Here is a 24,041-nt window from a genome sequence, read left to right as displayed (position 1 = left end):
GCGCCGGCGGGCCGGAGGGCACAACGAGCACCGGGCTCGGCCTGCCCTGCTCGATGCCGCTCATCAGCGCCCACCCTCCACATCAACCACTGCGACTGTAGCGGAAAACTCCCCCGGCCGTCGGCACGCCTCCGGCGGGCCGCACCGAGAGACCGCCCCGACACCAGGCCCGTGCCGGGAGCAGCGTCGGTCCGGCGAGATAACATCATCGACCGATGGACACCGCGGCGGGGACGCACTGGCGGCGGCCCGGGCCGACCCCGGAGCAGCAACGGCGGGACCTCATTGTGGGGCTGGCCGTGACCGTGCTGGCGATAGCCAGCCTCACCCTCACCCGCGGCACGGGTCTGTTCCTGCCCGGCCCGCCACCGTCGTTCCCGGAACAACTGCTCTGGGCCGTCGCGGTGGGCCTACCGCTGATCTGGCGGCGACGATTCCCGGTAGCGACGACGCTGGTCATCTCGGTCGCGTTCGTCGCGGCACAAGCCCGCTCCGCGCCGGAGACGCGGGTCACCACGGGGGTGCTGTTCACGGCCATCTACACCCTCGGCGCCTGGGGACCGGACCGCCGCCTGGCCCGTCGGATTCGGATCGGCGTGATCGCCGCCATGTTCGGTTGGATCGGTTTCTGGTACTCGGTCAATCTGGGCAGCGTGCTGGCGGACCCGTCCCCCGAGGTGTTCGCCGACGCCGTGGGACCGATCCCCCCGCTGATCGCCGCGGTGCTCACCGACGCACTCTTCAACATCCTGTTCTTCGGGTTCGCCTACTTCTTCGGTGAGATCGCCTGGCTGGCCGCCCGACGGGAGCACGAACTCCAGGCGCAGGCCGATGAGCTACGCCGGTCACAGGCCGAAGTCAGAGCGCACGCCGTGGTCGGGGAGCGGGTGCGGATCGCCCGGGAACTGCACGACGTCGTCGCCCACCACGTCTCGGTGATGGGGGTGCAGGCTGCCGCCTGCCGCCGGATCCTCGACCGGGATCCGGCCAAGGCCCGCACCGCACTGGCCGCGGTCGAGGAGTCGGCCCGCACGGCGGTGGACGAGCTACGCCGGATGCTCGGCGTCCTACGGGCCCGCGACCACGAGCCGGACACCATCGAACCGCCTCCCGGGATCAGCCGGGTCGCCGCCGTGGTCGAGCGGGCGCGCGAGACCGGGCTGGGAGCCACGCTGGGGGTGTACGGCGAGCCGGTGCCGATCCCGGAGTCGATCTCCCAGGCGACGTACCGGATCGTGCAGGAAGCAGTGACGAACACGCTCAAACACGCCGCGGCGGCGACCACACTGGAGGTACGGATCCGCTACCTGGCGCACGAGGTGGAGGTGGACGTGACCGACGACGGCCGCGGCAGCGGCACGACGAATGCGGACGGGGTGGGCCTGGTCGGTATGCGCGAGCGGGTCGCCACCCATGGGGGCACGCTGGAGATCGGCCCTCGCGCCGTCGGCGGCTGGCGGGTCCGGGCCCGCTTCCCGCTGTCGCTGACCGAGCGGCAGGCGACGTGACCGCCGCGCCGGCGACCAGCCGGGCCATCCGGATCCTGCTCGCCGACGACCACCACCTCGTGCGTACCGGGTTCCGGGTCATCCTCGAGGTGGAGGACGACATCCACGTCGTCGGGGAGGCCGCGGACGGCGAGCGGGCGGTGAGCATGGCCGGGGCGCTCCGCCCGGACGTGGTCCTGATGGACGTGGAGATGCCCCGGGTCGACGGGCTGGAGGCGACCCGACGGATCGTCGGGGACGTAGGCCGACCGCACGCTCCGGCGGTGTTGATCCTCACCACCTTCGACCGGGACGACTATCTGTTCGCCGCGCTGCGCGCCGGAGCCAGTGGATTCCTGCTGAAGAACGGCACGCCGGAGGCGCTCGTAGCGGCGATCCGGGTGGTCGCCCGCGGCGATGGCCTCATCGCCCCCGAACTCACCCGGCGAGTGATCGCCGCCTTCGCCAGGCCGGGCGGCGAAGCAACGACGGCAGCCGGGGTGCTGCCGGACCTCACGCCACGCGAGCACGAGGTACTGGTTCTGGTCGCCTCCGGGGCGAGCAACGCCGAGATCGCGGCCACCCTCCGGCTCGGCGAGGCGACCGTGAAGACCCATGTCAGCCGGGTGCTGGCCAAACTCGGCCTGCGGGACCGGGTGCAGGCGGTGGTCTTCGCGTACGAGCACGGGGTGGTGCGGCCGGGGAGGTGAGCCGCCTCCGTCGCGGGGTGGAGCGGGTCGTCCACCTGCGGGGGGACGGAGCGGGGCGCGAGGTGATCTAGCGTTGCCAGCGTGACGAACATGCTCCGACTCGACGGCGTTGACCGCAGCTTCGGTGGCCGACGCGTGCTCCAGAATGTGTCCTTCGACGCGGAGGCCGGTCGGATGACCGGCTTCGTCGGCGGCAACGGTGCCGGCAAGACCACCACGATGCGCATCATCCTCGGCGTACTCGCCGCCGACGCCGGCCAGGTGACCTGGCGGGGAGCGCCACTGACCCGGGCGGTCCGTCGGCGCTTCGGGTACATGCCGGAAGAACGCGGCCTGTACCCGAAGATGGCGGTCCGGGAACAGCTCATCTACCTGGCCCGGTTACACGGGATGACCGCGCCGGCGGCGGCGCGCAACACCGATACGTTGCTGGAACGGGTCGGTCTCGCCGACCGCGGCAACGACCTGCTGGAGAAGCTGTCGCTGGGCAACCAGCAACGTGCCCAGATCGTCGCCGCACTGGTCCCCGACCCCGAGGTGCTGGTGCTCGACGAGCCCTTCTCCGGCCTCGACCCACTGGCCGTGGACACGGTCGTTGACGTGCTGAAGGAACGGGCCGCCGCGGGGGTACCGGTGCTCTTCTCCAGCCACCAGTTGGACGTGGTAGAGCGGCTCTGCGACGACCTGGTGATCATCAGCGCGGGGACGATCCGCGCCGCCGGCAGCCGGACGCAGCTACGGGCCACGCACACCGCGCCCCGCTACGAACTGGTGGTGGAGAACGACGCCGGCTGGCTACGCGACCACCCGGGCGTGACCCTGGTCGAGCTCGAGGGCGCCCGCGCCGTGTTCGAGTTGCCCCGAGGGGCGGATGAGCAACCAGTACTCCACGCCGCGCTCGCCCGTGGGCCCGTCCGCGAGTTCCGACCCGTTGTCCCGTCGCTGGCCGAGATCTTCCGAGAGGTCGCCCTGTGAACACCCTCGCCGCCACCCGGTTGGTCGCGGCCCGTGAAGTTCGGGCCAAGCTGCGCGACCGCACCTTTCTCCTCAGTACGCTGATCTTTTTACTCATCGCCGCCGCCGCGACGACGCTGCCGTCGCTACTGTCGGGCGGCCCGTCCACGGTGGCCGCTACCCCGGCGGTCTCGGCCGAACTGCGCGCCGCCGGACTCGAGGTCCGCGAGGTACCCGACGACGCCGCCGCCGAACGGGCGGTTCGGGACGGCGACACCGACGCGGCGGTGGTCGCCGGGCCAACGGTCCTCGCCCGGGAGGAGGCCCCCGCCGACGTGGTGGCGGCGCTCAGCGTCGAACCGCCGGTACGGTTGCTGAACCCCACCCCGGCGGAACCACCGGGGGCTGCCCTGGTGCCGTTCATCTTCGCGTTCGTTTTTCTCCTCACGTCCCAGACCTTCGGCGTACAGATCGCACAGAGCATCATCGAGGAGAAGCAGACCCGGATCGTCGAGATCCTGGTGGCCGCCGTGTCGGTACGAGCCCTGCTCCTCGGCAAGATGATCGCCGGCACCCTGCTGGCCCTGGGTCAGATCGCGCTGGTGGCGCTCGTCGCGGTCGTGGGCCTGCGACTCTTCGGTGACAGCGAGCTGCTGAACCTTCTCGGGCCAGCGATCGGTTGGTTCCTGCCGTACTTCCTGCTCGGCTTCGTCCTGATCGCCGCGCTCTGGGCGGCGGCGGGAGCCCTGGTCAGCCGACTGGAAGACATCGGCACGGTGGCCATGCCGGTCCAGTTGGTGGTGATGATCCCGTTCTTCGGGGTGATCTTCCTCAGCGACAACGCATTCGCCATGCAGGTGCTGTCCTACGTGCCGTTCTCGGCGCCGACCGCGATGCCGCTCCGGCTGTTCACCGGGGACGCCGCTGGTTGGGAACCTCCCCTGTCCCTGGCCCTGCTCCTGGTCACCGCGCTCGCGGTCCTGGCCGCCGGTGCCCGGGTGTACGAGGGGTCGCTGCTGCGGACCAACGGCAACACCTCACTCCGGACGGCCTGGCGGGAACGAGAGACAGTGGACTGAATCTCACCCCGAAAAGCGCACCCCGTGGATCCGGCTCGGGCCGGATCCACGGGGTGCGCCCGACCAACGGCGGTCAGCCGAGTCGCGCGAGCAGTTCGTCGGAGGCGTCGAAGTTCGCGAAGACGTTCTGCACGTCGTCGCAGTCCTCCAGCACATCAATCAGCTTGAGAACCTTCCGAGCGCCCTCCTCGTCCACCGGGACGCTCATGCTCGGGACGAGCGAAGATTCCGCCGACTCGTACTCGATGCCGGCGTCCTGCAACGCGGTACGCACCGCGACCAGGTCACCCGGCTCGGAGAGCACCTCGAACGCCTCACCCAGGTCGTTGACCTCTTCGGCGCCCGCGTCCAGGACGGCCAGCATCACGTCGTCCTCGGTGGTGCCGGCCTTGGCCACGATCACCACGCCCTTGCGGTTGAACAGGTACGACACCGAGCCGGCATCGGCGAACGAGCCGCCGTTACGGGTCAGGGCGGTCCGCACCTCGGTGGCGGCGCGGTTCCGGTTGTCGGTCAGACACTCGATCAGCAGCGCGACGCCACTAGGCCCATAGCCCTCGTACATGACCGTCTGGTAGTCGGCGCCACCGGACTCGAGGCCGGAGCCCCGCTTGACCGCACGGTCGATGTTGTCGTTCGGGACCGAGCTCTTCTTGGCCTTCTGGATCGCGTCGTAGAGCGTCGGGTTACCAGCCGGATCACCACCGCCGGTACGCGCCGCGACCTCGACGTTCTTGATCAGCTTGGCGAACATCTTGCCGCGCTTGGCGTCGATGACCGCCTTCTTGTGCTTGGTCGTCGCCCACTTTGAGTGGCCGGACATCCGCTACCTCCGTTGCTACCCGCCGTCTGCATCGACCGCACCGCACTCGCCCGCTCCCGCCGACGTACGCGGAGGGTGCCGGCCGGCTCTGGTGGAAGCCGCGGCGGAGAGCTGGCCCTGCCGAATCCCGGCAATCCTACCGGTGGCCCGCAGGCATGCGTCAGCGCCGCACGGCACCGCCGGGTCGCGCCGTGGGTGGCACGACCCGGCGGGGCTCGCCCGACCCGACCCGGTGGCCGCTCAGATCGCGGCGCGGACCAGGTCCGCGAAGTACGCGTGCAGACGTCGGTCGCCGGTCAGCTCGGGATGGAACGCGGTCGCCAGCAGGTTTTCCTGACGGACCGCGACGATCCGACCCGCCGCCGGGCCCTCGGTCACCGTGCCGAGCACCTCGACGCCCCGGCCCACGTGCTCGACCCAGGGTGCCCGGATGAACAGCGCGTGGAGCGGGCCGCCGTCGATGCCGTCCAGGTTCACCGGCGCCTCGAACGAGGCGACCTGCCGCCCGAACGCGTTGCGTCGAACGGTCATCTCGATGCCGGCGAAGCCGCGCTGGTCGGCACGGCCGTCAAGGACCTCACTCGCCAACATGATCATGCCGGCGCAGGAGCCGTAGACGGGCATGCCGTCGGCGATCCGCTTGTCGATCGGCTCCCGCAGCTCGAAGAGGTCGGTCAGCTTACTGATCGTGGTGGACTCGCCCCCCGGGATGATCAGCCCGTCAACCGTCTCCAGCTCCGTGGGGCGGCGGATCGGGCGGGCGTGCGCACCCGCCGCCGCCAGGGCTGCCGTGTGCTCCCGGACATCACCCTGCAGAGCGAGCACCCCGATGACGGGTGCCGTCATGTTCGCTCCTTCCGGAGGGTGGCGAGTAGCCCCGGCTGCCGGACCGCCGGCGTTGACCGGGGCCGCACTCCCCTCACCAGCCGCGCTCGGCCAGGCGGTCCGACTGCGAAAGGGTGCCGGCGTTGATGCCGACCATGGCCTCGCCGAGCCCACGGGAGACCTTGGCCAGCGTCTCCGGGTCGTCATGGAAGGTGGTGGCCTTGACGATGGCGGCGGCCCGCTGGGCCGGGTTGTCGGACTTGAAGATGCCGGAGCCGACGAAGACCCCCTCGGCGCCGAGCTGCATCATCATGGCGGCGTCGGCCGGGGTGGCGATACCACCGGCGGTGAAGAGCACCACCGGTAGCTTGCCCGTCTCGGCGATCTCCTTGACCAGTTCGTACGGGGCCTGAAGCTCCTTGGCAGCCACGTAGAGCTCATCGGTGGGCAGGGACTGGAGCCGGCGGATCTCGGTGCGGATCCCCCGCATGTGGGTGGTGGCGTTGGAGACGTCGCCGGTGCCGGCCTCGCCCTTCGACCGGATCATGGCCGCGCCTTCGGTGATCCGCCGCAGCGCCTCGCCCAGATTGGTCGCGCCACAGACGAACGGCACCGTGAAGGCCCACTTGTCAATGTGGTGCGCATAGTCGGCCGGAGTCAGCACCTCCGACTCGTCAACGTAGTCGACACCGAGCGACTGGAGGATCTGCGCCTCCACGAAGTGACCGATCCGGGCCTTGGCCATGACCGGGATCGAAACCACGTCCATGATGCTGTCGATCATGTCCGGATCGCTCATCCGGGAGACCCCGCCCTGGGCCCGGATGTCCGAGGGGACCCGCTCCAGGGCCATCACCGCGACCGCACCGGCATCCTCGGCGATCTTGGCCTGCTCCGCGGTGACCACGTCCATGATCACACCGCCCTTGAGCATCTCGGCCATTCCCCGCTTCACGTGCGGGGTACCGGTGACCGGGGCGTTGGCGGAAGTATTCGAAGTCTGGGTATCGGGCACGGTTCATCGCTCCTAGGGACGTGCACGCGAGTGGCTGGTGCGAATGCTACGAGGAGCCACCCCGGCAGCCCGACAGCCAATCAGACCCCTGGTGGCCTGCCCTGTGTCCGCCATCACGTACCCGGTCAGTCTTCGACTATGTCCTCGGAGGTAGCCAGCGTTGGTTCGTCAATGTCGAAGTAGCGCGGCCACGGGCGCCGCCGCCCCATCCGTAACAGCCGCACCAGCGGCCGGCTCCGGGCCGCGCGGGCGTCCCGGACCAGATCCGTGTGCACCTGACGGGCCAGGGCCAGCCGCCGACTGGCGGCGATGACGGCCTCGGTGTCCGGATCGTCGGGATCGAGCTGCAACGCCCGCAGCTGCCGGGTGAGATCGTTCTCGGCGGCCTCCCGCTCGTCCGGCCGAACGTCCAGGGCGACGCGGGCCGCCGCGTACAGCTCGACGCCGTAACGACGTTCGGCGAGCACCGCGGCGGTCGCCGCCCGGCGCAGCAGGTGAGCGTCGAGCGCCCGGGCCGCGAGCTCCGCCCGGTCCTGCAACCGCTCGACCCGGCCGGCGGTCCAGACGAGGTACGTCGCCAGCAGCGCGCCGACCAGCACCGCACCCACCAACCACCACATGCCCGGCATCGTAGTGCTGCTCCGTTCCCTCCGCCGGCCTCCCCGCTACCGCCGTCCCACCGGTCAGCCCAGCCCCACCCACTCCTGGTCGATCACCCGGCCGTCAGCGGCCTCAATCGCGGCTGCGTACACCTCGAGAATCCGGCGGGCAACCGTGGGCCAGTCAAACGTCGCCACGACCTGATCCGCGTACGCGGTCAGTTCGGTCCGCGCGTCCGCGTCGTCCAGGAGGTCGGCCAACGCCGCGTGCAGCGCCGCCGGGTCGCCGGTACGGAACAGCCGGCCGGCCCGGCCCCGGTCCAGCACCCGGCGAAACGCGTCGAGATCGCTCGCCACGACCGCGGTCCCCGCCGCGAGCGCCTCGGTGAGGATCATGCCGAACGACTCCCCACCCGTGTTCGGCGCCACGTAGAGGTGGACACTGCGCAACATGCGCGCCTTGTCCGCCTCGGAGACCAGCCCGAGAAAGGTGACCCGGTCCCGCAGCTCGGCCGGGAACTGGTCGTACAGGTCGGCCGGATCACCAGGGCCGGCGACCAGTAGGCGCAGCCCCGGACGCTCCCCGGCCAGCGACACGAACGCGTCCCGCAGCACCGGGAAGCCCTTGCGGGCTTCGGTGAACCGGCCGAGAAAGCCGATCGTGCCGCCGTGGCCGGTAGTGCACGACCCGGGCCAGCCCGGCAGCGGCTCGGCATCGGCGAACTTCGCGACGGCCACCCCGTTCGGGATCTCCACCGCTCCGCCGTCCATGTGCTCAACCTGCACCTTGCGGGCCAGGGCGCTGACCGCGATCCGGGCGGTGATGCGCTCCAGCACGATCTGGAGCACCCCCTGGGCGGCGGCGAGCACCCGGGAACGCGTCATCGCCGTGTGGAAGGTCGCCACCACCGGCCCCCGCGCGCAGAGCACGGCGAGCATCGACAGGCTCAGCGTCAGCGGCTCGTGCACGTGCAGCACGTCGAAGTCGCACCGGTTGATCCAACGGCGGACCCGCGCGGTGGAGACCGGGCCGAAGGCGATCCGGGCCACCGAGCCGTTGTACGGCAGCGGAACCGCCCGACCGGCCGGCACCACGTACGGCGGTAGCTCCGACTCCTCGTCGGCGGGGGCCAGGACGCTCACCTCGTGCCCGAGCCCGATCAGCGCCTCGGCGAGGTCCATCACGTGGTTCTGCACGCCGCCGGGCACATCCAGGGAGTACGGGCACACGATGCCGATCCGCACGGTGGCGCCCCTCCCCTCAGACCTGTCCGGTGGGCGGCGAGGGCCGCGCCGCGCCGTTCGGTGTGGCGCGTTGGTCCAGCCACATCCGTTGCAACATGTGCCAGTCTTGCGGATGTCGGGCCACGCCCGCCGCCAGACCGTCGGCGACCCGCTGGGCCAGTATCCGCACCCGTACGTCGAGCGGGCCCTGCTCGGGGTCGGGCAGCTCCAGTGGCCTCTCGATCCTGGCACACGCGACCTCCGGCTCGTACCACAAGGAGGCGACGTAGAGCGGCGCACCGGTGCGGAGCGCCAACAGGGCCGGGCCGGGCGGCATCCGGGTCGGGGAACCGAAGAAGTCGACCGGCACGCCCCGGGCCGAGAGATCCCGGTCGGCGAGCAGCGGCACCACATAGCCGGCGTTCACCCGGTCGACCAGCACGTCGAAGGCGGGCCGTTCGCCACCACGGTTGGGCAGGATCTCCATCCCCAGCGCCTGCCGGAACGCGAGGAAGCGCTGGTAGATGCCCTCGGACTTGAGCCGCTCGGCGACGGTAGCGATCGGCCAGCCCATCGCCGCGACCCAGGCACCCGCCATGTCGTAGTTGCCGGAGTGTGGCAACGCCACGATCGCGCCCCGGCCGGCGGCCACATCCGCGGCGAGCAGCTCCTGGCCGTCGAGCCGGAATCCGGCGAGCAGCTGAGCCCGGCTCAGCGTCGGCAGTCGGAACGCCTCCATCCAGTACCGGGCGTAGGAGCGCAGCCCGGCTCGGACCAGCCCGTCCAGCTCGGCCTCGGAGACCTCCGGACCCACCACCCGGCGCAGGTTGGCGCGGAGCCGGGCCGCGCCCGCACCGCCGCGGCGGTGGGTGTGGTCGGCGCCCGCCCGGAAGACGGTGGCCGCCACCGACCGGGGCAGTGCGCGTACCGCACGCCACCCCGCGAGGTAGGCCAGCTCGGTGAGGTTCACCGCTGCCGCCCCTCGACCGCCCTCACCGCTGTCCGCCCGAGGCGGTGGGGAGCTGCTGGGCCTGCCGGTACACGTGGGCCATCCGCTGCCCCACCGTGAAGATCGAGACCGCGGCGAGCAGCCAGAGCGCGACCGGCAGGGCGACCTTCAGGCCCAGCCCGGCCAGCAGGCCCCCGACACCGACGATCAACAGCCGCTCCGTACGTTCGGCGATGCCCACGTTGCAGGTCAGGCCCAGCCCTTCGGCCCGCGCCTTCACGTACGAGACGAGTCCACCGGCGGCCAGACAGAGCAGTGCGGCGACTACCCCCGAGTCGTTGCCCTCGGTCGAGAGGTAGTAGGCCACCGCGCCGAAGACCGCGCTGTCGGCGACCCGGTCCATGCTCGAGTCAAGGAACGCCCCGAACCGGGTGGAGCCACCGCTCATCCGGGCCATCGTCCCGTCCAGCAGATCGGTGAGGGCAAAGACGGTGACGATCAACGCGCCGGCGACGAGATGCCCGCGGGCTCCGAAGCCGAGTGCTCCGACGAGCACCCCGAGGGTGCCCGTCACGGTAACGGTATTGGGGGTCACGCCCGCACGGAGCAGGCGGCGCGCGACCGGTTCGACGACGCGGGTCATGCCCGCACGGGCCGTCACTTGGAAGATCTTCGCCATGGCGGTCCCACGATAACGGTCCGGTGCCCCCAGCGCCTCGGACGGTCGGGCGACCCGCCCGAGGGAACTTGTGCCGTACCGGCATCGGGGTGTCTGATCGACCCAGAAAGGTGAGGCAGCTCACCGACCCGCCTATCCCGTTCCCGCTTGGCAGCAGCACCCCGGAGGATATCGCCGCGCACCCGCCCCAGGCCGCTTTCTCTCGCGCGCGGCGGTCGCCACCACCACACCCGGCTGAGGGAGGTGCGCCAATGGCGCAGAAGAGTCAGGACAGGGGGGTCACCGGCGCGGTACCGGCGGTGACCCACCCCGGAGACATCCGCAACGTAGTGCTCGTCGGGCACTCCGGCGCCGGCAAGACGACCTTGGTCGAGGCGCTACTCGCGGCCACCGGCACGATCGGCCGCGCCGGGAACGTCACCGACGGCACCACCACCTGCGACCACGATCCGGCTGCTGTCCGCCAACAACGGTCGGTGGCCCTGGCCTGCGCGCCGCTCGTACACGACGGGATCAAGGTCAATCTGCTGGACACCCCCGGCTACGCCGACTTCGTCGGCGAGCTGCGCGCCGGGCTACGGGCCGCCGACGCCGCGCTCTTCGTCGTCTCCGCCGTGGACGGGATGGATGCCACCACCGCCGCGCTGTGGGAGGAGTGCGCGGCCGTGAACATGCCCCGGGCGGTGGCCGTCTCCCGGCTGGACCACCCGCGCGCGGACTTCGACGAGGCGGTCGCCCTCTGCCAGCGGGTGTTCGGCGACAACGTGCTCCCGCTCTACCTGCCGATGCTCGGCGACGACGGCGTCTCCACCGCCGGCCTGCTCGGGCTGATCACCCGCCGGGTTCTGGACTACACCACCGGGCTGCCCGCCGAGGTGCGGGATCCGGACCCGGAACACCTGCCGGCGATCGTCGAGTCCCGCAACGAACTGATCGAGGGAATCATCGCCGAGAGCGAGGACGAGACCCTCATGGACCGGTACCTCGAAGGTGCCGAGATCGGCACCGACATCCTCATCGAGGATCTGGAGAAGGCGGTCGCGCGCGGGCACTTCTATCCCGTGGTGCCGGTCTGCGCGCAGACCGGGGTCGGGCTCGACGCCCTCCTGGAGGTGCTCACCGCGGGCTTCCCCGCACCACCGGAGCACGACCTCCCGGCGGTGACCGGGGTGGATGGCACGCCCCGGCCCCCGCTGACCTGCGACCCGGCCGGGCCACTGGTCGCCGAGGTGGTCAAGACCACCATCGACCGGCATGTGGGGCGGGTATCCCTGGTCCGGGTCTTCTCCGGCACGCTCCGCCCCGAACAGGTCGTGCATGTCTCCGGGCACGGTCTGGCCGACCGTGGCCACCCCGACCACGACGCCGACGAACGGGTCGGCCACCTCTACTCACCGCTCGGCGCGGCGCTACGCGAGGTGCGCGCCGGTGTCGCCGGTGACCTCTGCGCGCTCACCAAGTCGGGCAGCGCGGAGACCGGCGACACCATCTCGGCCAAGGACGACCCGCTGCTGGTCGCGCCCTGGGAGATGCCGGAGCCGCTGCTGCCGGTGGCGATCGTGGCACGTACCCGGGCCGACGAGGACGCGCTCGCCCGTAACCTCGCCCGGCTGGTGGCCGGTGACCCCACCCTGCGGCTCCACCGCGACAGCGAGACCCGTCAGCTCGTGCTCTGGTGCATGGGGGAGGCGCACGCCGACGTGGTGTTGGACCGGTTGCGCAGCGGTGGGGTGGAGCTGGACACGACACCGGTGCGGGTCGCGCTGCGGGAGACGTTCGCCGTGCCGGCCAAGGGGCACGGCCGGCACGTCAAGCAGTCCGGCGGGCACGGCCAGTACGCGGTCTGCGACATCGAGGTGGAACCGCTCCCCCGGGGCGCTGGCTTCGAGTTCGTCAGCCGGGTGGTGGGCGGAGCCGTACCGCACAACTACATCCCGTCGGTGGAGAAGGGGGTCCGGGCCCAGCTGGAGCGCGGACTGGCCGCCGGCGCCCCCCTGGTGGACCTGCGGGTGACGCTCGTGGACGGCAAGGCGCACAGCGTCGACTCCTCCGACGCGGCGTTCCAGACCGCCGGTGCGCTGGCGCTCAGGGACGCGGCCGACAAGGGCCAGCCGACGTTGCTGGAACCGGTTGACGAGGTGGTCATCCGGGTACCCGACGCGTCGGTCGGCGCGGTGTTGGGCGACCTCTCCGGCCGCCACGGCCGGGTGCTCGGCACCGAGCCCGACACCACCGCCGAGGGGCGAACGCTGATCCGCGCCGAGGTGGCCGCGACCGAACTCCTCCGCTACGCCGTGGAGCTGCGCTCGATGACCGCCGGTACGGGCACCTTCCGCCGCGAGTTCGCCCGCTACGAAACCATGCCCAGCCACCAGGCCGACCGGGTCCGCGCGGAGCGCGGCTGACCGCGTACCGCGACGGCGGTCATCGCCTTCGGCCCGCCGATGAGGGGTGGCCGGCGCCGCGGGATTGCAGGGGTCAGGAGGGCCAGGCGCTGGCCAACAGCGCCCGGGTGTCGCCGAGCAGCTGCGGCAGGACCTTGGTCCGGCCGATCACCGGCATGAAGTTGGCGTCACCGCCCCAGCGGGGCACCACGTGCTGGTGCAGGTGCGCGGCGATACCGGCACCGGCGACCCCGCCCTGGTTCATCCCGAGGTTGAAGCCGTGGGCACTGCTGACCTTACGAATGACCCGCATCGCGGTCTGGGTGACGGCGGCCAGCTCCGCCGTCTCCCGGTCGTCGAGGTCGGTGTAGTCGGCAACGTGCCGGTAGGGGCAGACCAGCAGGTGCCCCGGGTTGTACGGGTACAGGTTGAGCACCACGAACACGTGCTCACCCCGCGCCACGACCAGGTTCTCCGGCTCCGACCGCCGCGGGGCGAGACAGAAGGGGCAGCCGGTGGGCCGCTCGTATCCGCCCTCGGGCCGGTCCCCGCCGGAGATGTAGGTCATCCGGTGGGGCGTCCAGAGCCGGTCCAGGCCGTCGGCCATAGCATCGCTGTTGGTGTGTTCCTCCGCCCCAGTCACAGCAGCGATCCTACGGCCCCGCACCGGGTGCGCCGAAGCTCGGCGTACCCGACCAGCCCGACGGACGGGCCGGGTACCCCACGTCGGGGTCTTCCGGGCGGTCGTGCCGCCGGCCCGGGCGCCCGTCATCCCTCGGCGGCGGAAGGCCCCTGGTTGGCGCGGGAGTTGACCACATCGAGGACGTGGTTGACCGCCTCCGCCGCCGGCACCCCGTTGCGCTGGGAGCCGTCCCGGTAGCGGAACGACACGGTGCCGGCCGCCACGTCGTCGTCGCCAGCGATCACCATGAACGGAATCTTCTGCTGCTGGGCGGTGCGGATCTTCTTCTGCATCCGGTCGTCACCGGCGTCGACCTGGGCCCGCACGCCGGCCGCCCGCAGCGCGGCGACGAAGCCGTCGAGGTACTCGGTGTGCTCGGTGCGGATCGGGATGCCGACCACCTGCACCGGCGCCAGCCAGGCCGGGAAGGCTCCGGCGTAGTGCTCGGTGAGGACGCCGATGAAGCGCTCGATCGAGCCGAACTTCGCGCAGTGAATCATGATCGGCTGCTGCCGGCTGCCGTCGGCTGCCTGGTACTCCAGCCCGAAGCCGGCCGGCTGGTTGAAGTCGTACTGGATCGTCGACATCTGCCAGGTACGGCCGATGGCGTCCTTGGCCTGAACCGAGATCTTCGGGCCGTAGAAGGCCGCACCCCCCGGGTCCGGCACCAGCTCGAGCCCGGTGTCCCGGGCGCACTGCTCCAGCACCGCCGTCGCCGTCGCCCAGTCCTCGGCGGAGCCGACGAACTTGTCCGGTTTGGTCTCGTCGCGGGTGGACAGCTCGAGGTAATACTCGGTGATGCCGAAGTCCTGCAGCAGGCCGAGCACGAAGGCCAGCAGGTGCTTGATCTCCGCGGGCGCCTGCTCCTTGGTGCAGTAGGAGTGCGAGTCATCCTGGGTGAAGCCGCGCACCCGGGTCAGGCCGTGGATGACGCCGGACTTCTCGTACCGGTAGACCGAGCCGAACTCGAAGAGCCGCATCGGCAGTTCCCGGTAGGAGCGCCCGCGCGACCGGTAGATCAGGTTGTGCATCGGGCAGTTCATCGCCTTGAGGTAGTAGTCCGCCCCTTCGAATTGCATGGGCGGGAACATCCCGTCGGCGTAGTACGGCAGGTGGCCCGAGGTGTGGAAGAGGCCTTCCTTCGAAATGTGCGGGGTACCGACGTAGTCGAAGCCCTCCTCGACGTGCCGGGACCGGACGTAGTCCTCCATCGTCCGCTTGAGCACGCCGCCCTTGGGGTGGAACACCGGCAGGCCGGAGCCGATCTCGTCGGGGAAGCTGAACAGGTCGAGGTCGGCGCCGAGCTTGCGGTGGTCCCGCCGGGCGGCCTCCTCCAACAACCGCAGGTACGCCTTCAGCTCGTCCCGGGTCGGCCACGCGGTGCCGTACACCCGCTGGAGCTGTGGGTTCTTCTCCGAGCCACGCCAGTAGGCGGCGGCTGACCGCATCAGCTTGAACGCCCCGATCAGTCGGGTGTTCGGCAGGTGCGGGCCGCGGCACAGGTCCGACCAGCAGACCTTGTCCGAGTCGGCGGCGAGGTTGTCGTAGCTGGTCAGTTCCCCGCCGCCGACCTCCATCACCTGGGAGGAGTCCAGCCCGTCGCCCTTGAGCTCGATCAGCTCCAGCTTGAACGGCTCGGCCGCGAGCTCGCCGCGGGCCTCGTCCCGGTCCCGGAAGCGGCGGCGGCGGAACCGCTGACCGGACTTGATGATCTCCTGCATCCGCTTTTCCAGCTTCGTCAGGTCCGCGGGCTGGAACGGCTGGTCAACCGCGAAGTCGTAGTAGAAGCCATTCTCGATCGGCGGCCCGATGCCCAGCTTCGCCTCGGGAAAGAGGTCCTGCACGGCCTGGGCGAGCACGTGGGCCGTGGAGTGCCGCAGCACGGCCAGCCCGTCCGGGGTGTCGATGCCCACCGGCTCGACCACGGTCTCCTGCTCCGGAACCCAGTCCAGGTCGCGAAGCTGGCCCTGCGGGTCCCGCACCACCACGACCGCACTGCGACCGGCCATCGGCAGTCCGGCCGCCGCGACCGCGTCGGCCGCCGTCGTCCCGGCGGCCACGACGACGGGGTCGGCCACAACGGGGATACGGGGTGCGGACACGGTGACTCCTCAGGGCAGACGGTACGACTCGCTGCCGATGCTATCGGTCGACCCGCCGCGTACCCGCCTCGGCCGGACCGTCGGCGCTCAGGGCAACCAGTCCGGCAGCGGTTCGCGGGCGGCCAGCCACTCGGCCGGTACTCCGGCTGGGGTACCGACCCCGGTGTACGCGGCGACGATCGCGCCGACGATCGCCGCGGTGGTGTCCACGTCCCCGCCTGCCTCGACGCAGACCCGCACGGCCGCCGGGTAGTCGTCGAGGTGACTGGCGGCGACCCAGCAGGTGAAGGCGACGGTGTCCGGAGCGGTGACCCGCGACCCGTTGCCGAGCTCGGCGACGGCCGCCTCCGGGTGGCGGCCGAGGAGTCCGGCGGCCCGCCGGATCCCCCGGTGCACCTCGCTCGTCGGGTCCAGCGCGGCGGCCACTCCAGCGAGCAGTCGCGCTGGTTCCGGGCGGTGGCCGTCCAGCCGCCCCCGGGCGGCGAGCGACGCCGCCACGGCCACCGCGACAGCGCCAGCGATGCCCTCCGGGTGGGCGTGGGTCACCTCGGCCGAGGCGCGAGCCTGGGCCGCCGCGCGGCTGCTCGAGTCAGCGAAGTACGCCCCGAGCGGCCCGACCCGCATCGCCGCGCCGTTGCCGCAGGAGCCCTGCCCGGCGAAGGCGGAGGCCGCGGCCACCGGCCACGGGGTGCCGGTGCGGATCAGCCGCAGGATGCTGACCGCCCCTGGACCGTAGCCCCGGTACGGTTCGCACCGCTCGGCGAAGGCCAGGGCGAGCGCGTCCCGGTCGATCCGCCCGGTCTCGGCGAGCGCGGCGACGATCGAGCAGGCCATCTCGGTGTCGTCGGTCCAGGCCCACGGCGACGGCGGGAGCCGGCCGGCGGTCAGTTCGGCCGGCTTACGGCCGGGGACGAAGTACTGGGAGCCGAGCGCGTCACCGACTGACAGCCCGGCCAAGGCATCCCGGGCGAGCGCGAGTCTCGTGTCGGCGAAGAGGGTGAAGGGCATCGTTGTACCAGCTTGCCGGTTTCACCGCGGTGCCGCAACGCGACCACCTTGCCGCGCCGAGTACCGTCTTGGGGTGGCCACCGTGCTCTTGGTCGAAGATGATCATGTCGTCCGCGGCGCGATGCTGCGCTCCCTCACCGGCCGGGGGCACGCCGTACACGCCGTTGGCACCGCGCTCGAGGCCCTGCGCCGAGTGGCGGCGGCAACGCCCGACCTCGTCGTACTCGACCTGGGCCTGCCCGACCTCGACGGGTCGGACGCCCTGCGGATGCTGCGCGGTATCACCGATATCCCGATCATCATCGCCACCGCGCGCGACGACGAACAGTCGGTCGTCCGGCTGCTGCGCGCCGGTGCCGACGACTACATGGTCAAGCCGTTCACCGGCGCGCACCTGGATGCCCGGATCACGACCGTGCTGCGGCGGGCCGGCCGGGCCAGTCGGGCGGTCCAGCCCGCGGTGCACGAGGTTGGTGGGCTTCGGATCGATGTCGGTGAACGCAGTGCCGAGCTGGACGGGGAGCCGTTGGCGCTGACCCGCAAGGAGTTCGACCTGCTGGCGTACCTGGCGGCACGACCGGGCCGGGTAGTGTCGCGCCGGGAACTCTTGGAGGAGGTATGGCGACAACCGTCGGTCGGCGAGGACCAGACCATCGACGTTCACCTCTACTGGCTACGTCGGAAGATGGGCGAGACCGCGGCGAAGCCGCGCTACCTGCGCACCGTGCGGGGGGTGGGCCTCCGCCTGGTAGCGCCCGACTGAGGTGGTTACTGGCCCTGATCGTGGCGGTTATGGGTACCCTCACGGCCCTCACCTTCCTGGTGCTGTCCGCCACCGGCCTCGGCGATGGGAGCCCGTGGTGGCTCTCGGCCGGCGTGGCGGTGACGCTGGTCGCCACCGCGGTGTTGGTGGTTGATCGCGTGGCGGCCCGCACGGTGCACGCGGCCCGTGACCTGGCGCAGGGCGCGCTGGCTCTCGGCGCGGGCGATCTCAACGTCCGGGTGGAGCCGAGCGGTCCAGGAGAGCTGGTCGCGGCCGGGTACGCGTTCAACCGGATGGCTGAGCACCTGGTCGCCACTCGCGCGGACGAGCGAGAACTGGTGGCCGACCTGTCCCACCGGCTACGCACGCCGCTGACCGCGCTTCGGCTGGACGCCGAGGCGTTGGACCCGGACGACACCAGCATCGGAATCTTCAGCGAGGCAGAGCTGGATCGCCGGCGCGGAATCCGGCGGATCCGGCAGGCGATCGCCACGCTGGAGGACGAGGTCGACCAGTTAATCAAGACGACCCGAAAGGCGGCTACCCAGGAGACCGCGCCGGGCAGCTGCGATGTCAGCGAGGTGGTCCGGGAACGGATGCGGTTCTGGTCCGCGTTGGCCGGCGACCAGAACCGGCCGTTCCGGGTCACCGGGGCACAGCTGCGCATCCCGGCGCCGGTGCCGCGTGCGGAGTTGGCCGCCGCGCTGGACGCCGTGATCGGCAACGTGTTCCGTTACACGTCCCAGGGAACGGCGTTCGAGGTGGCGGTCTCGCGGCGGGACGGCTACGTCGCCATCCGAATCGACGACGCCGGGCCGGGCGTCGCAGACCCGGACCGGGCGCTGCGCCGGGGCGCCAGCGACCGTGGCTCGACCGGCCTCGGCCTGGACATCGTGAAGCGGGTGGCGGTGCAGGCCAACGGTTCGGTCAGCATCGACCGCGCCCGAATGGGCGGGGCGAGCGTGGTGATGCTACTGGCCGACCCGGAGGCGACGCCGCGACAGGTCAGCCGGTTCGGCCTGGTGGGCCGGCGGACCCGGGAGGCCCGCGACGGGGGCCGACGCTGGAAGCGGTACCGCCCCGGCTGATCGCTGAATTACCCCGGGCTGTGCCCAGGCGTAAGTTCTCCTTAGATCCCGCTTAACACCGGCGGTACGCCAATGCGAACGTGCCATGATCGGGGCGCGAACCCACCACTTCACCGGCCCGCCGTTCAGGCAGCCTCGACCGGTGAAGCCGTGCGCGCGGCGGGAACCCGTTCCCCCCTCCTCCCGCCGCGCGCACCCCGTTCAGGACGCGTTCGCCAGGTAGGCGTCGATCTCCCCAGCGATCCGCTGCTTGCTCGCCGGGTCGAGGAAGGACGCGGTCACGGCAGTGCGGGCCAGCGCGGCGACGCCCTGCGGACCGAGGCCGAGCAGCCGGGCGGCCACCGCGTACTCGTCGTTGAGGGTGGTGCCGAACATCGGCGGATCATCGGAGTTGATCGTGACCAACAGCCCGGCCTCAACCAGCCGGGGCAACGGATGCTCCTCAATGCGGGCCACCGCCCGGGTGCGGACGTTGGAGGTTGGACACACCTCCAGGGCAAGCTGCCGCTCGGCCAGGAACTCAAGCAGTTCTGGGTCCTCGATCGCCGAAATGCCGTGCCCGAGTCGTTCGGCGCCCAGGTCGCGCAGCGCGTCCCAGACGGTCTGCGCCCCGGTGGTCTCCCCCGCGTGCGGCACCGACCGAAGGCCGGCCGCGCGGGCCTGATCGAAGTACGGCTTGAACTGGGGCCGGGGCACGCCGACCTCCGGGCCACCCAACCCGAAACTGATCAGACCATCTGGGCGCTCGTCCAGAGCGATCCGCAGGGTCTCCTCGGCCGCCGGCAGGCCGGCTTCGCCCGGGATGTCGAAGCACCAGCGCAGCTCGATACCGAAGTCGGCGGCCGCCCGGTTGCGGGCGTCCTCGATCGCCTCGCAGAACGCCGGTGCGGGAATGCCACGGTGCACGTGCGAGTACGGGGTCACCGTCAGCTCCGCGTAGCGGACCTGCTGGCGGGCCAACTCCCGGGCCACCTCGTGGGTGAGGAGCCAGACATCCTCCTGATCCCGGATCAGGTCCACCACGCTCAGGTAGACCTCGATGAAGTGCGCGAAGTCGCGGAAGGCGAAGTAGTCGGCGAGGGCCGCCGGGTCGGCCGGGACCGGGCTGCGCCCCTCGTGCCGGGCGGCCAACTCGGCGACGATCCGGGGCGAGGCGGAGCCAACGTGGTGCACGTGCAACTCAGCCTTGGGCAGACCGGCGATGAAGGTGGACAGGTCGGTCACAGACTCTCCTCTGCGCGGGCGGCGGTACGGGCAACGAAGAAGACGCGGCGGAACGGAAAGTACACCTGGCCCTGCTGCACCGGGTACGCCTCAACGAGCCGTACGCTCAGTTCCCGCCGGAAGTCGGCCCAGCGGGTGGGGTCGAGCGCGGCGCGCACCGGGCGCAGTGCGGTCCCCTCCATCCAGCTCAGCACCGGATGGTCGGCGTCCGCCGGAGCCGCAAGCAGGTGCACGTAGCTAGTCTCCCAAGCGTCCACCGCGCACCCCTCGGCGGCCAGCAGCCGGGCGTAGCCGACCGAGTCGTCCACCGGCGCGTCGCGGAGCAGCGGGCCGAGCACCGTACGCCAGGCCGAGCCGTTGGCCACCGTCCGCAGTGCCTGGTGCGACGGCGCGTCGAAGTTGCCCGGCACCTGCACGGCGAGGACGGCGCCGGACGGCAACTCCCGAGCCCAGCGGGTGAGCAGGTCCCGGTGCTCGGGTACCCACTGGAGCAGTGAGTTGCTGATGACCACGTCCTGGTCCCGGCTGGGGCGCCAGTGTCGGACGTCGGCGACGGCGAACTCCACCGGACTGTCCAGCGTGGCGGCGCGGTCGATCATCTCTGGTGCGGCGTCGATGCCGGTGACCCGGCTGCCGGGCCAGCGCTCGGCAAGGATCGTGGTCTGTGTGCCAGGCCCGCAGCCGAGGTCGACCACCGCCCGGGGCTGGGTGGTCGGCACCCGGGCGAGCAGGTCGTGAAACGGCCGGGCCCGTTCGTCGCCGTAGCGCAGATATGTTGTCGGATCCCACATGACCCCTCCAAACCGTACGTACGTCTTGTGAAGCTATGCCCCGCCGCGAATCCGGACCAGCCCGAATCACTAGGCTCACCTCATGGAGCAACGCACCTTCCCCCGACTGAACCGCGCCCCCGGCATGGTCGGCCTCGGCACCCGACAGCTCGGAGCCGGCTGGGGCACCGTCTACAACGACCTGGTCCGGCCACCGGTGCACGACCGGTGGTGAACGGGACGGACGCCCCCGGGGGGCGAGAACGTGAATTCGTGCTGCGGGGCTGGCTGGCGCTGGCACTCGGGCTGCTGGCCGTGGTGCTCGGTGCCCTCTGGACGGTACAGGGGCTGGGATACATCGAGGGCAGCGTGATGACCGACGTGCGGCTCTGGGCCCTCGCCGGTCCGGCGCTCGCGCTCGCCGGGTTGGTCTCGCTCTGGTTCGGCCTCCGCACCCGCCGCCGCTGAGCCCCACCAGCCCGAAAACGACGAGGCCCCGCATCCCGGGAAGGGATGCGGGGCTCTTATCGATCCGGGCGAGCCGGATCAGCCACTGACCGGCGCTCCGCCGGTCAACGTTGCTCAGAGGGGGCGGACCTGCTCGGCCTGCGGACCCTTCTGACCCTGGGCGATCTCGAACTCCACCCGCTGGTTCTCCTCCAGCGTGCGGTAGCCGCTGGACTGGATGGCCGAGAAGTGGACGAACACGTCAGCACCCCCGCCGTCGACGGTGATGAAGCCGAAGCCCTTGTCAGCGTTGAACCACTTCACGGTTCCCTGCGCCATGTGTATCTCCTTCTAAAACTGGCGGCCGTGCACGCCGTGCGGCCGGTTGGCCGTTTTCGAGCAGCGGCGCCTGAGGCGGCCCCCCTGAAGGAGACTTCTCTCAACCCACGCCATCTCTTCAACAGCGTGGAACAGCAAACCACGTACGCAAAAACTCTGCACAGCCTACCGGACGAAATTCTCTGACATGTGACCTGTCGGCTGCCAAAGATCAGCCCGGCAGGTCCCCGCAAACCAACGGAAAGGCCCCCATGCCGCCCGAATTCGGCGAGGGGGCTCAGCTCGAACGACCCAGGTCACTTCGGCCAGTTGCCGGTCATCCGGCGCATCCCCACCGCACCGCCCCGGTCCACCGCCGCCCGGACTACCGCGAAGATCGCCCCCTGCAACGCCGCGGCGGCCAGGATCTCGCCCCAACCGCGGTCCTCGTCGGTGGCGTTCGGCGCCGCGCCAGCACCCGCGACCTTCCACACCTGCTCGAAGATGGCGCCGGCAGCGGCACCGGCGGCGAAACCCAACAGAATGCCGACCGGCTTGTAGGCGGCCTTTTCCAACCCTCTGCTCACCGACGCCTCCCTCGGACGATCATCAGTACGACGACGACGGCCACCGCGCCCGCGGCCAACGCGGTGAACGGCACCGGGCTGCCATGGACCCGTTCACCGTGCGGGCGAGCCCGCCCGCGCACCCGGGCCGCCGCCGCGGTCGCCTGCTCCCGCATCCGATCCTTCGCCTGCTCGGTCGAGGAACGCAGCCGCTTCTTCACATCCGCCTTGGCGGCCAGCGCCTCCATGGTCTCGCTGAGTTCGACCCGGGTCCGCCGGATCTCCTCGCGGAGCGCCTCGGTGTCCCCGCTGGCCCGCCCGTTACCCGTCATGCCTGTCTCCCGTCCTGCGCCGCGGCTTTCCCATCCTTCACCGCCGCGGTGACGGTGTCGACATCCGCCCGGACACTGCGCACCGCGCTCGCCGGCACCGGCGGCACCGCCCGGCTGACCTGCTTCTTCCCAGCCAGGGCGAGGAGCCCGGCGGCGATGAAGAGCACCACCGCGACGATCAGGGCGGCCGCCCAGGCGGGCAGGACCAGGGCGAGCAGCAGGATCGCGGTCGCCGCGAGCGCACCGAGCCCGTACAGCGCCAACACCCCAGCGCCGCCGAAGAGGCCGACCCCGACCCCGGCGTGCTTCCCCTTCTGGGCCAGCTCCGCGCGGGCCAGCGCCAGCTCGTCGCGGACCAGCCGGGAAACCTGCTCGGTGGCCCGCTGCACCAGTTCGGCGGTGGACGGCTCACTCCCAGTCTGGGTCGGGCGGGCGTTCGCCACGTCAGCCATGCTGTCCTCCTCTCCTCGTCACCGCGCTTCATGCCCCCTGGCAGCCAGCCGCCGATCCGTCGCCTGATTTCGCCAACGCGCGGCGCAGGTCACGGGGTCGCGCAGCAGGTCCCCCCAAAACGCCGTTCCAAACGTTGCCGCACTCGGCCCAACGTCCCCCACCCCACCACGTCACGCTAACTCCCCCAGCCAAGCCCGCGCAGCCGGCGATCGCGGTGGAACCCACCGCGGGCCCGTCGGTCCGGACCGGCCGACCGGCAGAACGGAGGTGGCCACGACGGGCAAAGCCGATCAACGGCAGGGNAAGCCGATCAGCGACAGGGCAAGCCGATCAGCGGCGGGAGTCGGCCGGCTCGTCCGGGCCGACGAAGGCCTCGCTGCGGGCGGTGCCGTCCTCGCTGCCGCCGAAGATCCGCGCATCGTCGGACCCGGCACCGTCGGCGAGCAGGCCCGCCTGGGACGGTCGACGGGGCGAGGCCCACTGCCACGGCTGGCCACCCCCGGCATCACCGACCTCGGCCCGCATTCGCGGCATCGCGGTCGGCCGCTGCTTCCACACCCAGGCAACCAGGTGCTCACGGACCAGGCAGCGCAGGTCCCAAAGGTGGCCGGCGTTCGCGGCGCTGACCAACGCGCGCACTTTGATCATGCCGCCGGTCGCGTCGATCACCTGCAACACACAGACTCTGCCGTCCCACAGTTCGCTGCTCTCCGCCAGCCGACGCAGCTCCTCCCGCATCGCCTGCACCGAGATCGACCAGTCGACATCGAACTCGGCGGTGCCGAGCACCGCAGCCTCGCTCCGGGTCCAGTTCTGGAACGGCTTGCTGGTGAAGTACGACGTGGGCAGGATCAACCGCCGGTCGTCCCAGATTCGCAACACCACATAGCTGAGGGTCAGCTCCTCGATCCGACCCCACTCCCCGTCCACGACCACCACATCGCCGAGGCGTACCGCGTCACTGAAGGCGAGCTGGAGGCCGGCGAAGACGTTGCCCAGCAGACTCTGCGCGGCCAATGCCGCCACCACACCGACCACGCCAGCGCTGGTCAGCACCCCAGCGCCGATTCCGCGGACGGCAGGGAAGGTCATCAGCATCACGCCGAGCGCCAGGAAGACGACCACCGCGATGGTCAACCGGCGCAGGAGCACCACCTGGGTGCGAATCCGGCGGTGCCGGTTGTCCGCCACCTCGACCTGGAACCGCGCGAGCGCGGTGTCCTCGACCACCACCAGCAAGGCGGCGACCAGCCAGGCGGTGGCTGCGATCACCCCGAGCACCAGGAAGTGCAGCAGGGCCTTACGCCAGCTGGCGTTGGCCGCGTAGCCGGTGGTGAACCGCACGGCGAACTGCACGGCGAGGATGGTCGTCGCCACCTGGAACGCGCGGTGCGCGTGCCGGGCCAGCCCGGTCAACAGCAGTGAACGCTGGCCGAGCCGCTGGGTTACCCGGTGCGTGACGCCGACCACTAACAGGGCGCTCGCCGCGGCGGCAAGCACGACGATGATCGTCCCGAGGTAGCTCTGCACGGTCTCTCCTCCTCACCAACCGGGCGTCAG

26 protein-coding genes are annotated in these 24,041 nt (G+C 71.2%); 9 read left to right on the top strand and 17 right to left on the bottom strand.

What is annotated here, in order from left to right:
* The first annotated feature begins 215 nt into the window (after positions 1-215).
* The 4 genes from SALPAC4_RS0118695 (at position 216) to SALPAC4_RS0118680 (ending at position 4,230) form a co-directional block, all read left to right on the top strand.
* Positions 216-1,508: a sensor histidine kinase gene (locus tag SALPAC4_RS0118695; RefSeq protein ID WP_019871623.1), complete on the top strand. Its 1,293-nt coding sequence runs from the start codon at positions 216-218 to the stop codon at positions 1,506-1,508.
* The gene (locus SALPAC4_RS0118690; RefSeq protein ID WP_019871622.1) at positions 1,505-2,197 is read left to right on the top strand and encodes a response regulator; all 693 of its coding nucleotides are present in this window, start codon (positions 1,505-1,507) and stop codon (positions 2,195-2,197) included. Before SALPAC4_RS0118695 ends, SALPAC4_RS0118690 begins: the two co-directional genes overlap by 4 nt.
* A gap of 90 nt (positions 2,198-2,287) precedes the next feature.
* Positions 2,288-3,172 carry an ABC transporter ATP-binding protein gene (locus SALPAC4_RS0118685; RefSeq protein ID WP_019871621.1) on the top strand — a complete coding sequence of 295 codons (885 nt, stop codon included), beginning with the start codon at positions 2,288-2,290 and terminating at the stop codon, positions 3,170-3,172.
* The gene (locus tag SALPAC4_RS0118680; protein WP_019871620.1) at positions 3,169-4,230 is read left to right on the top strand and encodes an ABC transporter permease; all 1,062 of its coding nucleotides are present in this window, start codon (positions 3,169-3,171) and stop codon (positions 4,228-4,230) included. Before SALPAC4_RS0118685 ends, SALPAC4_RS0118680 begins: the two co-directional genes overlap by 4 nt.
* A gap of 73 nt (positions 4,231-4,303) precedes the next feature.
* Here SALPAC4_RS0118680 and SALPAC4_RS0118675 read toward each other — a convergent pair whose 3' ends face one another.
* From SALPAC4_RS0118675 to pgsA, 7 genes are all read right to left on the bottom strand, one after another.
* Entirely contained in the window at positions 4,304-5,053 is a 750-nt protein-coding gene (locus tag SALPAC4_RS0118675) for a YebC/PmpR family DNA-binding transcriptional regulator (protein ID WP_018725613.1), read from the bottom strand.
* 240 nt (positions 5,054-5,293) lie between these two features.
* On the bottom strand, positions 5,294-5,899 hold the full coding sequence (gene pdxT, locus SALPAC4_RS0118670; protein WP_019871619.1) for a pyridoxal 5'-phosphate synthase glutaminase subunit PdxT: 606 nt from the start codon (positions 5,897-5,899) through the stop codon (positions 5,294-5,296).
* Positions 5,900-5,972: 73 nt separating this feature from the next.
* Positions 5,973-6,893 carry a pyridoxal 5'-phosphate synthase lyase subunit PdxS gene (gene pdxS / locus SALPAC4_RS0118665; RefSeq protein WP_027644356.1) on the bottom strand — a complete coding sequence of 307 codons (921 nt, stop codon included), beginning with the start codon at positions 6,891-6,893 and terminating at the stop codon, positions 5,973-5,975.
* A 125-nt stretch (positions 6,894-7,018) separates the two neighbouring features.
* Positions 7,019-7,513, bottom strand: coding sequence for a hypothetical protein (locus SALPAC4_RS0118660; RefSeq protein WP_019871617.1), 495 nt, complete (start codon positions 7,511-7,513; stop codon positions 7,019-7,021).
* 63 nt (positions 7,514-7,576) lie between these two features.
* Entirely contained in the window at positions 7,577-8,737 is a 1,161-nt protein-coding gene (locus SALPAC4_RS0118655) for a glycosyltransferase family 4 protein (protein ID WP_019871616.1), read from the bottom strand.
* A 16-nt stretch (positions 8,738-8,753) separates the two neighbouring features.
* Complete coding sequence (locus SALPAC4_RS0118650) at positions 8,754-9,686, bottom strand: phosphatidylinositol mannoside acyltransferase (RefSeq protein WP_019871615.1); 933 nt, start codon at positions 9,684-9,686, stop codon at positions 8,754-8,756.
* 22 nt (positions 9,687-9,708) lie between these two features.
* Entirely contained in the window at positions 9,709-10,344 is a 636-nt protein-coding gene (gene pgsA, locus SALPAC4_RS0118645; RefSeq protein ID WP_018735597.1) for a phosphatidylinositol phosphate synthase, read from the bottom strand.
* Between the two features lie 251 nt (positions 10,345-10,595).
* On the opposite strand from pgsA, the gene SALPAC4_RS0118640 reads away from it, so the two are divergent.
* Positions 10,596-12,749, top strand: coding sequence for an elongation factor G-like protein EF-G2 (locus SALPAC4_RS0118640; RefSeq protein WP_019871614.1), 2,154 nt, complete (start codon positions 10,596-10,598; stop codon positions 12,747-12,749).
* 73 nt (positions 12,750-12,822) lie between these two features.
* Here SALPAC4_RS0118640 and SALPAC4_RS0118635 read toward each other — a convergent pair whose 3' ends face one another.
* The 3 genes from SALPAC4_RS0118635 to SALPAC4_RS0118625 all read right to left on the bottom strand — a co-directional run bounded on the left by SALPAC4_RS0118635 (position 12,823) and on the right by SALPAC4_RS0118625 (position 16,520).
* On the bottom strand, positions 12,823-13,335 hold the full coding sequence (locus SALPAC4_RS0118635; protein ID WP_018220238.1) for an HIT family protein: 513 nt from the start codon (positions 13,333-13,335) through the stop codon (positions 12,823-12,825).
* Positions 13,336-13,496: 161 nt separating this feature from the next.
* Positions 13,497-15,512, bottom strand: a complete 2,016-nt coding sequence (gene thrS / locus SALPAC4_RS0118630) for a threonine--tRNA ligase (protein WP_027644355.1) — start codon at positions 15,510-15,512, stop codon at positions 13,497-13,499.
* Positions 15,513-15,599: 87 nt separating this feature from the next.
* Positions 15,600-16,520, bottom strand: coding sequence for an ADP-ribosylglycohydrolase family protein (locus SALPAC4_RS0118625; RefSeq protein ID WP_019871612.1), 921 nt, complete (start codon positions 16,518-16,520; stop codon positions 15,600-15,602).
* 73 nt (positions 16,521-16,593) lie between these two features.
* Between SALPAC4_RS0118625 and SALPAC4_RS0118620 the strand changes: the two genes are divergently transcribed.
* Together SALPAC4_RS0118620 and SALPAC4_RS0118615 are read left to right on the top strand one after the other, a co-directional pair.
* Positions 16,594-17,283 (top strand): response regulator transcription factor, encoded by a 690-nt coding sequence (locus SALPAC4_RS0118620; protein WP_018730069.1) that lies wholly within the window; start codon positions 16,594-16,596, stop codon positions 17,281-17,283.
* Positions 17,284-17,312: 29 nt separating this feature from the next.
* Positions 17,313-18,371 carry a HAMP domain-containing sensor histidine kinase gene (locus tag SALPAC4_RS0118615; protein WP_019871611.1) on the top strand — a complete coding sequence of 353 codons (1,059 nt, stop codon included), beginning with the start codon at positions 17,313-17,315 and terminating at the stop codon, positions 18,369-18,371.
* 201 nt (positions 18,372-18,572) lie between these two features.
* Here the strand turns inward: SALPAC4_RS0118615 and SALPAC4_RS0118610 are convergent, their stop codons facing one another.
* Positions 18,573-19,595 carry an adenosine deaminase gene (locus tag SALPAC4_RS0118610; RefSeq protein ID WP_019871610.1) on the bottom strand — a complete coding sequence of 341 codons (1,023 nt, stop codon included), beginning with the start codon at positions 19,593-19,595 and terminating at the stop codon, positions 18,573-18,575.
* Positions 19,592-20,386, bottom strand: coding sequence for a trans-aconitate 2-methyltransferase (locus SALPAC4_RS0118605; RefSeq protein WP_019871609.1), 795 nt, complete (start codon positions 20,384-20,386; stop codon positions 19,592-19,594). The genes SALPAC4_RS0118610 and SALPAC4_RS0118605 overlap by 4 nt, the downstream gene beginning before the upstream one ends.
* An 82-nt stretch (positions 20,387-20,468) precedes the next feature.
* On the opposite strand from SALPAC4_RS0118605, the gene SALPAC4_RS28845 reads away from it, so the two are divergent.
* Both SALPAC4_RS28845 and SALPAC4_RS0118595 read left to right on the top strand, forming a co-directional pair.
* Positions 20,469-20,600: a hypothetical protein gene (locus SALPAC4_RS28845; protein WP_019871608.1), complete on the top strand. Its 132-nt coding sequence runs from the start codon at positions 20,469-20,471 to the stop codon at positions 20,598-20,600.
* Complete coding sequence (locus tag SALPAC4_RS0118595; RefSeq protein ID WP_019871607.1) at positions 20,594-20,833, top strand: hypothetical protein; 240 nt, start codon at positions 20,594-20,596, stop codon at positions 20,831-20,833. The genes SALPAC4_RS28845 and SALPAC4_RS0118595 overlap by 7 nt, the downstream gene beginning before the upstream one ends.
* Positions 20,834-20,947: 114 nt before the next feature.
* Here the strand turns inward: SALPAC4_RS0118595 and SALPAC4_RS0118590 are convergent, their stop codons facing one another.
* The 5 genes from SALPAC4_RS0118590 to SALPAC4_RS0118570 form a co-directional block, all read right to left on the bottom strand.
* Positions 20,948-21,151, bottom strand: coding sequence for a cold-shock protein (locus SALPAC4_RS0118590; protein ID WP_013732668.1), 204 nt, complete (start codon positions 21,149-21,151; stop codon positions 20,948-20,950).
* Positions 21,152-21,447: 296 nt separating this feature from the next.
* Positions 21,448-21,717: a DUF4235 domain-containing protein gene (locus SALPAC4_RS0118585; RefSeq protein ID WP_026271364.1), complete on the bottom strand. Its 270-nt coding sequence runs from the start codon at positions 21,715-21,717 to the stop codon at positions 21,448-21,450.
* Complete coding sequence (locus SALPAC4_RS0118580) at positions 21,714-22,028, bottom strand: DUF3618 domain-containing protein (protein WP_019871606.1); 315 nt, start codon at positions 22,026-22,028, stop codon at positions 21,714-21,716. The genes SALPAC4_RS0118585 and SALPAC4_RS0118580 overlap by 4 nt, the downstream gene beginning before the upstream one ends.
* Positions 22,025-22,480, bottom strand: coding sequence for a phage holin family protein (locus SALPAC4_RS0118575; RefSeq protein WP_020113534.1), 456 nt, complete (start codon positions 22,478-22,480; stop codon positions 22,025-22,027). Before SALPAC4_RS0118575 ends, SALPAC4_RS0118580 begins: the two co-directional genes overlap by 4 nt.
* Before the next feature lie 331 nt (positions 22,481-22,811).
* A complete protein-coding gene (locus SALPAC4_RS0118570) occupies positions 22,812-24,011 on the bottom strand; it encodes a mechanosensitive ion channel family protein (protein WP_019871604.1) in 1,200 nt (399 codons plus the stop codon).
* Positions 24,012-24,041: the final 30 nt, after the last annotated feature.

It is taken from the genome of Salinispora oceanensis (genome assembly GCF_000383575.1).
In the GTDB taxonomy this organism is placed as follows: Bacteria; Actinomycetota; Actinomycetes; order Mycobacteriales; family Micromonosporaceae; genus Micromonospora; species Micromonospora oceanensis.
The sequence above is the reverse complement of the archived record's forward strand: the minus strand, read 5'-3'. Positions and strand labels throughout refer to the sequence as shown.